The organism is Enterobacter sp. Lyrl_3, assembly GCF_051948675.1.
Classification (GTDB): domain Bacteria; phylum Pseudomonadota; class Gammaproteobacteria; order Enterobacterales; family Enterobacteriaceae; genus Enterobacter; species Enterobacter cloacae.
This window is the reverse complement of the sequence record NZ_JAYJLI010000009.1, coordinates 157,375-167,671: the sequence shown is the minus strand read 5'-3', so window position 1 is coordinate 167,671 and position 10,297 is coordinate 157,375. Positions and strand designations below refer to the sequence as shown.

7 protein-coding genes are annotated in these 10,297 nt (G+C 54.1%); 4 read left to right on the top strand and 3 right to left on the bottom strand.

Annotated features, from left to right (window positions below; all coding sequences use genetic code 11):
- Positions 1-89: 89 nt before the first annotated feature.
- Both VF709_RS16965 and pagP read left to right on the top strand, forming a co-directional pair.
- Positions 90-656, top strand: a complete 567-nt coding sequence (locus tag VF709_RS16965; protein WP_038986207.1) for a recombinase family protein — start codon at positions 90-92, stop codon at positions 654-656.
- A 361-nt stretch (positions 657-1,017) separates the two neighbouring features.
- Positions 1,018-1,593, top strand: a complete 576-nt coding sequence (gene pagP, locus VF709_RS16960) for a lipid IV(A) palmitoyltransferase PagP (RefSeq protein WP_038986203.1) — start codon at positions 1,018-1,020, stop codon at positions 1,591-1,593.
- Here the strand turns inward: pagP and VF709_RS16955 are convergent.
- Genes VF709_RS16955 through VF709_RS16945 form a run of 3 tightly spaced genes read right to left on the bottom strand, consistent with a single transcriptional unit; the run spans position 1,590 to position 6,699 of the window.
- On the bottom strand, positions 1,590-2,555 hold the full coding sequence (locus VF709_RS16955; protein WP_114518856.1) for an acyltransferase: 966 nt from the start codon (positions 2,553-2,555) through the stop codon (positions 1,590-1,592). The genes pagP and VF709_RS16955 overlap by 4 nt on opposite strands.
- Positions 2,556-2,566: 11 nt before the next feature.
- Positions 2,567-5,614: an efflux RND transporter permease subunit gene (locus tag VF709_RS16950; protein ID WP_440231979.1), complete on the bottom strand. Its 3,048-nt coding sequence runs from the start codon at positions 5,612-5,614 to the stop codon at positions 2,567-2,569.
- Complete coding sequence (locus tag VF709_RS16945; protein ID WP_038986197.1) at positions 5,614-6,699, bottom strand: efflux RND transporter periplasmic adaptor subunit; 1,086 nt, start codon at positions 6,697-6,699, stop codon at positions 5,614-5,616. The genes VF709_RS16950 and VF709_RS16945 overlap by 1 nt, the downstream gene beginning before the upstream one ends.
- Positions 6,700-7,093: 394 nt before the next feature.
- Between VF709_RS16945 and VF709_RS16940 the strand changes: the two genes are divergently transcribed.
- Both VF709_RS16940 and VF709_RS16935 read left to right on the top strand, forming a co-directional pair.
- Positions 7,094-7,525, top strand: a complete 432-nt coding sequence (locus VF709_RS16940; protein ID WP_029883556.1) for a universal stress protein — start codon at positions 7,094-7,096, stop codon at positions 7,523-7,525.
- A gap of 47 nt (positions 7,526-7,572) precedes the next feature.
- Entirely contained in the window at positions 7,573-10,266 is a 2,694-nt protein-coding gene (locus VF709_RS16935; protein ID WP_040022822.1) for a cation-transporting P-type ATPase, read from the top strand.
- Positions 10,267-10,297 lie beyond the last annotated feature (31 nt).

Below are 10,297 nucleotides of genomic sequence, written 5' to 3'. Positions count from 1 at the left end.
TTCCCAAACCGACGTTTTATAGATTGCTCTTGAGCGGCCTGGCCGATAACTTCACCTGATTTTTTTGCAGAAATAATTGGGTGAAAAATATGCAAATTGGCTATGTTAGGGTGTCAACAAATGACCAAAATACGGATCTTCAGCGGCAAGCGCTCGAACGCGCAGGATGTGAACAAATTTTCGAAGAAAAAATGAGCGGAACAGTGGCTAACCGGCCAGCGCTGAAAAAACTTCTTAAGACGCTGAAAGAGGGAGATACGCTGGTGGTGTGGAAGCTTGATCGCCTTGGGAGAAGCATGAGGAACTTGGTACTGATGGTCGACGAACTACGGCAGCGCGGGATCCACTTTAAGAGCCTCACGGACAGTATCGATACATCCAGCCCGATGGGGCGCTTCATCTTTCATATCATGTCAGCCCTGGCGGAAATGGAGAGGGAGTTGATTGTGGAGCGCACCCGGGCAGGTCTGGCTGCAGCTCGTGAGAAAGGGCGTATCGGCGGCAGGCGTCCGAAACTTACCCAGGAACAATGGGACCAGGCGGGCAGACTGATTGCGAACGGCGTGGACAGGAAGCAGGTGGCGATCATCTACGATGTAGCTGTATGCACACTGTATAAAAAATTCCCCGTTTCAAAATCTACACTTTCTCAATGAGCCGGGAGCAGGCAAAGATCACTTTTAATTCACTCTCCCGTTTTTAAGAATATTAGCACTGCGTTATTATTCTTTGATTTCTGCCAGAGCTTTCCATTCAGCTTTTCTGGTTTCATCTAATCTGCCTTGGGTTTTAGCGGTTGCTTTGCATCGGAATTCGACTTCAAGTAATTTCTCAATGTCTTGATAGAGGTTATTTTAATGTCATGAAATTAGTCCTTTTATGACCAATTCAAGTCTTTTGCTCAATTGTGGGACTTTTTATCCGAAGAGACATACCAGAGGGCTGTTTGGCTCACTTAACTGCTGAATAGTTTATAGTTATAGTATCTGCTGAGAAACGCAAACTGAGGGAAAAACGATGCAACGCACTTTTTCGGCAATCTGGATTGTCCTGTTTTTCTTCGTCGCACCTCTTCATGCGGAGCCCAAAGTTTACGGAGAACAGCGCATTAACGGCTGGTGGAACGCGCTAACGGACGATATTTCGCAAACCTGGGAGCAGCCTCAACGCTACGATCTCTATCTGCCGTTTCTGAGCTGGCATGCCCGCTTTATGTACGACAAAGAAAAAACCGACAATTACAACGAAATGCCGTGGGGCGGGGGATTGGGCGTGTCCCGCTACAACGAAGAGGGCAACTGGAGCGCACTCTTCGCAATGATGTTCAAAGATTCGCACAATGAATGGCAGCCCGCTATGGGCTACGGCTGGGAGAAGGGCTGGTACCTGGATAACGCCAAAGATTTCCGGCTTGGACTCGGCGCCGCGGCGGGTATCACGGCGCGCGATGATTTTGCGAACTATGTGCCCCTGCCGTTTATCTTTCCGCTGTTTTCTGCGGGGTATAAGCGCGTTACCGTCCAGTTCACCTATATTCCAGGCACCTATAACAACGGTAACGTGCTCTTTGCTTGGCTGCGCCTCGGTTTTTAAAGGGTGATCACCTTTTTTGCCACGGAGTTAGACAGGATCAGCATGGAGAACAGCACCGAGGTGATGAACGTGAGGACGATCAGCGCCAGCTTCATGCCGAGAGACGTCACCGGGATCAGCGCCGTCAGCAGGTGAAACACCGAGTAGTGGACGATATACACGCCGGTCATAGTTTTGCTGATGGCCGCCAGCACCGACTCTTTAAACTCAGCATTGCGGCGAAAGCGTACCCCGTTCGCCGCAATGACCAGCGCAATAATCAAAATGTAGATTTGCGAGCCGGTAAGAATAAAAGCGTTTCTGTCGGCCTTGAACAGGGCAAAAAAGAAATGGCGCTCGTAAAACCAAGTGAAGAGATAAATAAACGGGATAGCGATAACCGCCGTCCTGACCACTACTTTGCGGCCAATCCACTCGGCGATCCTGGGATCGCAGAAAAGCTGCCCCGTCAGGTAAAACAATAGCCACGTCCACAGGCGGTACTGTGGCGAAAGGGAAAGGACATGGACGTTCGGATAGAGGGCTGAAAGCAAATCATACCCGTAGGAGAAGAGCAGCAGGCAGGTAATCACGCCGCAGAACAGCGCGCGGCGCTGGCTAAGCCACTCCACCACCGGATGGAAGGTGTAAATCACGACAAACGAAAACACAAACCACGGCTGGATTAAATATCCCCGCTGATACGGCTCCCACAGGTAGTAGATGGTTACCCAGAACAGAAAAACAATCACCAGACTTTTAATCTTGCCTAACTGCCAGCGGGCACCGTGCCGGGACTGGCCATCGAGATAACCCGCGACCACAAAAAACAGCGGCGTGGCGATGGTCGAAATAAAAGTTAAAAATCCCAGGATCCAGTGATAGTCATAATCATAATGATCCCAGGTATTGTAGATGGTGAAGAAGGTGACCGCCGTCATACAGCCCAGCGTCTTAATAATATTCAGTCCTGTCGCATTCATTGTTGTTCCGCTTAGTCCTTACGATGGAAGCACGCGTAAATTATGGGAAGTACCAGCAGCGTCAGGATTGTAGCAAACCCAAGTCCAAACATAATCACAACGGCCATGCTCTGGAAGAAAACGTCCAGCAGCAGCGGTGCCAGACCCAGTACGGTGGTGAACGCGGTGAGCAGGATAGGGCGCAAGCGCGAGGTGGCGGCGTAAACGATCGCCTCGTGCTGATCTTTATGCGCTTTCTGCTGCTCGATCTCTTCCACCAGCACAATGCCGTTGCGGATCAGCATCCCGCTCAGGCTCAGAAGACCTATCAGCGCCATAAAGCCAAACGGAATACCGGTGATCAAGAATCCCGGCGTGACGCCAATCAGCGCCAGCGGCACGGTCAGCCAGATGGCGACGGCGTTTTTCACCGAGCTGAACATCAAAACGGTGATGACAAACATTACCAAGAACCCGATCGGCAGCGTGGTGAAGATCCCCTGCTGTGCTTCGCTGGAGTTTTCCGCGTCGCCTCCCCATTCGATACTGTAGCCGTGGGGCAGGGTGAGGGCGTCAATGTGCGGTTTCACCCGGGCGAGAATGTCGCCTGACGTTTGCTGGCTAAGGGGATCAGGATCGGTCTGAACCGTCAGCACCCGCGAGCGGTCGCGGCGCAGAATCAGCGGATCTTCCCACTCCAGCGAAAAGCTGCTGACGACGTTACTCAGCGGGATATACTGCTGCCGGGTATGGCTCCAGACCAGCACGTTGTTCAGATGATTAGCGTCCAGCCGTTCGCTTTCCGGGGGGCGAACCACGACCGGAAGAAGGTCGCTGCCTTCTCGGTATAACCCGGCCCGGCTGCCGGAGAAATTCATCTCCAGCGCGTTGTCGACGTCCTGCTTGTCTACGCCAAGCTCGCGGCCCAGCGTGGCGACGTACTGCGGACGGATCACCTTGCTGCGGTTTTGCCAGTCATTTCTCACACTTGCAATGGCCGGGTCGCGCGCCAGAATATCATCCACTTGGCTGGCTATCAGTCGCAGCCTGTCAGGCTCGGGACCCTTGATGCGCACCTCAATGGCGCTGTCGCCGGAGGGACCAAACATCACGCGTTTGGTGCTGGCGTTCACCTGCGGATAGTTTCGCGTAATGTACTCATCAACGTGGCGTGTCAATGCGGCTATGTTGCGCTGGTCATCCATGCGCACCATGATCTGCGCGTAGTTGCTGTACTGCCGCTGTCCGCTGTAGGTAAGAATAAACCGCATGCTGCCCTGACCGATGGTTGAAACGGTAGTTTCGACGCCGGGCTGACCGTTGATGGTTTTCTCAATATCGCCAGTCATCTTCTCGGTCCATTTGATATCGGTGCCGTAAGGTAACCAAAGGTCGACAAAGAAAATCGGCGTATTTGACGATGGGAAGAAGTTTTGCCGCACGGCGCCAAAACCCCAGACAGATGCTGCCAGCAGCGCAGCCATCACGATAAGCGTCGGCGCTTTCCAGTGCAGCAGCGCGTTGAGCAGGCGCTGGTAAAGACGGTAGAGGCGTTTGTCGTAAGGGTCTGACTCGTCAATTTTTTCCGGCGCGCTGTGGTTTTTAAACAACCACCACTTGATCAACACCGGCGTAATGGTGAGCGCCGAGAACCAGCTCAGCATCAGGGAAATCAGCAGCACCTGGAACAGGGATTTACAGTATTCCCCGGTGGAATCCTGCGACAGCCCGATAGGCGCAAACGCCAGGATGGCGATCACCGTTGCCCCCAGTAGCGGCAGGGCGGAGCGACGAATGATGTAGTTAATTGCGTTCAACAGCGGGGAGCCCTGCTGACGCGCAACCAGCACCCCTTCAACAATCACGATGGCGTTATCCACCAGCATGCTGAGGGCTATAATCAGCGCACCGAGCGAGATACGCTGCAGCTCAATACCCCACAGATACATTATCAGCAGAGTTCCCAGCACGTTGAGCGCGAGGGAAAACGCGATGATGATCCCGCTGCGAACGCCCATAAAGATCAGCAGTACTCCGATGACAATCGCCAGCGCCATCAGAAAGTTAATGATAAACCCGTTAACAGAGTGGCCCACTTCCGCTGCCTGATCGTAGAACAGGTCGATGTGTATCCCTGCCGGTTTTTCCGCCGACATCTGGCTGAGCTTCGCCTCCAGCGCGTGTCCCACGTCGATCACGTTCACGCCAGGAATAAATGAGACGCCCATGGTGACGGCTTTCTTACCGTTGGCATGATAAATACTGGCGGGCGATTCGTTCAGCCCGCGCGACAGCGTGGCGATATCCCGCAGACGCGTCGCCGCCCCGGTGCCGGAAGGGGTAATGATGAGATCCGCGAGCTCATCAAGATTTTCGAACTCACCGGTTGGATGCAGGCGAATGGATTCCGTTCCCGAGGTGATTTCTCCGGCGCTGGAAACCACGTTAAGCCTGCTGAGCAGGGCGGAAAGCTGGTTCAGCGTAATGCCGCGCGCGGCCATTTTGGTCAGGGAGATATCGATGTTGACCTGCTGGCTGATGGCCCCACCGATGGCGACCTTGGCAACGCCGGGGACCAGAATCAGTTCGCGACGCAGCTGCTCGGCATACCTCACCAGTTCAGGATTACTGAATTCTTCCCCGGAAATCGCGAAGAAAAAGCCGAATACGTCGCCAAAATCGTCATTCACGAAGGGCGCCACTACGCCTGGTGGGAACTGGCGCGCGGCATCGCCCACGCGACGACGCAGTTCGTCCCAGATCTGAGGCAGCTCGTTCGAATGATAGCGTGAGGCAATGTTCACGGTGATTTGCGACAGGCCGTTGGAAGAGATGGAGCTTACGTTGTCCAGATAGGGCAGCTGTTGAAGGGCATTCTCCAGCGGCAGCGTGACCTCCTCTTCAATCTGCTGAGCGGAGGCACCGGGATAGTGGGTGATCACCACCGCGGTTTTGATGGTAAAGGCGGGGTCTTCCAGCCTGCCGATGTTCAGCAGTGCGAAAATGCCGCCCACGCCCAGCAGCAGGATCGTCAGCCAGACGCGAATGGGGTTATTGATAAACTGACGAGTAATATCCATTACAGTCCCCGTTCACGCGTCCAGATACGCACCGGTTGGTTAGCATGAAGCTCACCCACGCCAGCAGCCACCACGCGCTCGCCGGCCTTAAGCCCACCAGTGATCGTCACGCCCTCTGTGGTCACCTGGCCCACGGTTACCTTGCGGTCTTCAAGATGAAGCGCGTCACCTTCCCCCGCCACGACCCATACGTGCGGCTCATTGCGCGGGCTGTTGTTCGGGTTAAAGACCGCCTCAACCGGCACAATTAAAGCCTGAGCGCCAGCACCAGCCGGGAGGTTGGTTAAATTGATCGTCACCGTACCGCTGACACCGCCCACGGCGGGGAAATCATCCGGGCGCGGCATGGTGAGTATCACCTGCCAGGTCAGAGTATTGCTGTCGCTGCTGCCCGAGTGCTCTTTGTAGACAGCGGTAAACTCCCGATCCGGGATGGCGTTAATTCTCACCACAGGGCGATACTGGGCGTTACGGATATCAAAGGCCTTGAACAGATTCTCAGGAATACTGAACACCACGTCCAGCAGGTCGGTGCGGGTCAGGGTCGCAATGGGCTGACCGGCAGACACCACCTGATGATTCCGCACATGCAAGCTGGCCACCGTTCCGCTAAAGGGGGCGACGAGCGTCATCTGATTCAGCTCTTCACGGGCAATCTGCAGCGCCGCATTCGCCGAATCGCGGTTCGCGCGCTGTACGTCCATCTCCGCTTTAGAGATAGCCTGGCGGCCCGCCAGCGTCTGGAAGCGATCGAACTGTCGCTGGGCCAGCGTCGCCGCTGTTTGCCTGTCGTTAACCCGCTGCTGTGCTTCACGGGCGTTTAGTCTGGCAAGCTGTTGCCCCTGCTTGATGACTGCGCCCTGGCGTATATCCAGCGCTTCAATTTGACCCGCGCGCTTAAATGATAGGTCGGTCGCGTCGCCCGATTCTATGCGGGCGGGGAAAACGCGCTGCTGGGCATGACCGGGAACAGCCACCTCCGCCACTTTTACCATGCGTGGCAGGGGGGAAGCTTGCTCGGGTTTCGGATCGCACGCAGTGAGCGTTAACACCACGAACGGTAAAAGATAGAGGTAGCGGTTCACTGTATTCCCCTAATAAATAACTATTTTATTTATTCCATAGCAAGGGCTGGAAGTAACACTATTCTGCCAGAACAGTGACAACCATATAGGTAAATAGGCCAATTGCAGTGCTGGCAATAATGGCAAGCGCGATAAACAAACTAAGACGAAAAAGGCTTAAACCGTACATTCATTCCTCCATGAGTCGTAAGCAGTGTCTTTCTATGAGCATAGTTGGAGAAAAGATAAATGTTAAATAACCATTATCAGGGGGGACACGCTAATCCTGAAATTCCTGTGCTACGTTTAATATCATTCGCCTTTTTTCCCGTGACGGTCATAAAGGGTAAGCCCCTGCATGTAATGCGTTTTTTCTCTACCCACAATCATTTTAGTAATAAAAAGGATACTCGATATGTACAAAAATATTCTGGTTCCGGTGGATGTTTATGAGACTGGCCTGGCAGATAAAGCGCTGCAGCATGCACAGTTCCTGGCACAAAGCGCGTCGGGAGATATTCACCTGTTGCACGTCATGCCAAAATTTTCCGCTGAGCTGACCCGCGGGTTTATTTCAGATGCGCGAAAGATGGATGAATATATGGTTAATAATTCCAAAGAGAAACTCGCTGCCCTGGTCAAAAAACTGAATCTGCCGGAAGAACATGTCCATCTTCATGTGCGCAGCGGGAATGTCCGTGATGAGGTGATTAAGTTGGCGGATGAACTTGCTGCTGGGGCAATTATTGTCGGTTCTCGAAATCCCAATATTCAAACCCATTTGTTAGGGTCAGAGGCTGCCAGCATTGTGCGCTATGCCCATGTCCCTGTTTTTGTTATTCGTTAATGGCATGAAAGCAAGGTGATTTCTGAAAAGAACCTGAGGAAGAAACGATGAAAACAGGAAAACCTGACCGTCCGTATTATCAACAAACTGTTGACGACACCCTGGCAAATATCAATTCCACCGCGGAGGGGCTGAGCAGCACTGAGGCATCGGCCCGCCTCCAGCAGTATGGTGAGAATGCGTTACCGCAGAAAAAGGGCAAGCCCGCTTGGTTGCGTTTCCTGGCCCACTTTAACGATGTCCTGATCTACGTTCTGCTGGTGGCCGCGTTGCTGAAGCTCTTTATGGGCCACTGGATCGATATGTTTGTGATCCTCGGCGTTGCCGTCATTAACGCGCTGATTGGCCATATTCAGGAGAGCAATGCAGAAAAATCGCTGCAAAGTATTCGCAATATGCTCTCCAGCGAAGCCGTGGTGGTGCGTCAGGGTAATCATGAGACGATCCCCACAACCTCGCTGGTGCCGGGCGATATCGTGGTGATCCGCGCCGGGGATCGTATCCCTGCGGACCTTCGCGTGATCGAGGCGCATAACCTTCGCGTGGAGGAGGCCATCCTGACCGGTGAATCCACCGTGGTAGAGAAAAACAGCGATGCGTTAACTGGTGAGCTGCCTTTAGGCGATCGGTATAACCTACTCTATTCCGGCACCACCGTCAGCTCCGGCGGCGGCAAAGGCGTAGTGGTGGCGACCGGGGGTGAGACCGAGCTTGGTCATATCAACCAGATGATGTCAGATATCGAAAAACACCGTACGCCGCTGATGGTGCAGATGGATAAGCTCGGTAAAACCATCTTCATTACTATTCTGGTGATGATGGTAGCGCTGTTTGTCTTCAGTCTGCTGTTCCGCGATATGCCGGTTTCCGAGCTGGTGCTGTCGCTCATCAGCCTCGCCGTTGCCGCGGTGCCGGAAGGCCTACCGGCCATCATTTCCATCATTCTTTCGCTTGGCGTACAGGCCATGGCGCGCCGCAAGGCCATCATTCGTAAGCTGCCTACGGTAGAAACGCTGGGCGCGATGACGGTCATCTGCTCGGATAAAACCGGCACCCTGACCATGAATGAAATGACGGTCAAAGCGGTCATAACCGCCGACACGACCTATCGCGTGGAGGGCGACAGCTACGAGCCGGTTGGTAATATTCATCCTGTAGATGACCCGAATCCCGTCAGCGTGACGCAGGGCTCCCTGCTGGAACGCTATCTGCGCACCATCGACCTCTGCAATGACAGCCAGCTGATTAAAGATGACCAGGGCCAGTGGAAAATCACTGGCGGCCCGACCGAGGGTGCGCTGAAGGTGCTGGCGGCAAAAATCCCGCTTCCACCGCTCGATACTGAAATGCGCAGTAAAATTCCGTTTGATTCGCTGTATAAATACATGTCCACGCTTTACCGTCTGGGCGATGAAGAGGTTATTTTGATTACCGGCGCTCCGGACGTTCTGTTCCGCCTGTGCCAGTTCCAGCAGACCAACACCGGGTTGCAGCCTTTTGATCAGTCTTACTGGGAAGGGAAGATTGAAGAGTATGCCCGTGAGGGGCTGCGCATGGTGGCGGCAGCCTGGAAGCCTGCCCGTGAGGGACAGCGCGAGCTGGATCATCCGGACCTTAAGGATGGCGTGATCCTGCTTGGCATCGCCGGAATGATGGATCCACCGCGTCCGGAGGCAATTACCGCGATTGCCGACTGCCTGCAGGCGGGGATCCGCGTAAAAATGATCACCGGGGACCACCCGCAAACGGCGATGAGCATTGGGCAAATGCTTGGCATTGGCAACGCCGCCAGCGCTATAACCGGCCGCGAACTGGAAGCGATGGACGATCGTCAGTTGAGCGAAGCCGCGCAGCAGTACGATATTTTCGCGCGAACCAGCCCGGAGGATAAATTCCGCCTTGTACAGGCCCTGCAGAGCAAGCAGGAAGTGGTGGGAATGACGGGGGATGGCGTGAACGATGCCCCGGCGCTCAAGCGGGCGGATGTGGGTATTGCTATGGGGATCAAGGGGACGGAAGTCACCAAGGAAGCCGCCGACATGGTGCTCACGGATGACAACTTTGCCACGATTGCCAGTGCAGTACACGAGGGCCGGCGGGTTTACGACAACCTGAAAAAGACCATTCTGTTCGTTATCCCCAGCAACATTGCTCAGGCTATGCTGATTATCATCGCGCTGCTGGCGGGGAACCTGATCCCGCTGACGCCGGTCCTTATTCTGTGGATGAACATGGCCACCTCGGCGACGCTCTCTTTTGGGCTGGCGTTCGAAGCGGGCGAGAAGGACATCATGAACCGGCCTCCGCGCAAGGCGAACCTGCACGTGATGGACGGCTATGCCATCTGGCGCGTGATATTTGTCGGCTTAATGATTGCCATCAGCGCCTTTATCCTTGAAGCCTGGCTGCAGCCGCGCGGCTATTCAGCAGAATTTATCCGTACCGTGCTGCTGCAAACTCTGGTGACCGCACAGTGGTTCTACATGCTTAACTGCCGCGTGAATGACAGCTTCTCGCTGAGCATAGGCCTGCTGGCGAATAAAGGCATTTGGATTGTGAGTGGTGTGCTCCTGGCGCTTCAGCTTCTCATCATCTACGCGCCGTTCATGCAGATGCTGTTTGGCACGGAACCGCTGCCGTTCCGTTACTGGATCATTACCTTACTGATAGGATTCGCGATGTTCCTAATAATTGAATTTGAAAAGCAACTGACCAGACGTTGGCGCAAAAAACATCTCTGACTGCCTTTATTCAAAGTTATCTCAGGTAGGT

Excerpts from the sequence above, each read along its gene's own strand:
- VF709_RS16965 (WP_038986207.1), top strand. The coding sequence starts at position 90 with ATGCAAATTGGCTATGTTAGGGTGTCAACAAATGACCAAAATACGGAT.
- pagP (WP_038986203.1), top strand. The coding sequence starts at position 1,018 with ATGCAACGCACTTTTTCGGCAATCTGGATTGTCCTGTTTTTCTTCGTC.
- VF709_RS16955 (WP_114518856.1), bottom strand. The coding sequence starts at position 2,555 with ATGAATGCGACAGGACTGAATATTATTAAGACGCTGGGCTGTATGACG.
- VF709_RS16950 (WP_440231979.1), bottom strand. The coding sequence starts at position 5,614 with ATGGATATTACTCGTCAGTTTATCAATAACCCCATTCGCGTCTGGCTG.
- VF709_RS16940 (WP_029883556.1), top strand. The coding sequence starts at position 7,094 with ATGTACAAAAATATTCTGGTTCCGGTGGATGTTTATGAGACTGGCCTG.
- VF709_RS16935 (WP_040022822.1), top strand. The coding sequence starts at position 7,573 with ATGAAAACAGGAAAACCTGACCGTCCGTATTATCAACAAACTGTTGAC.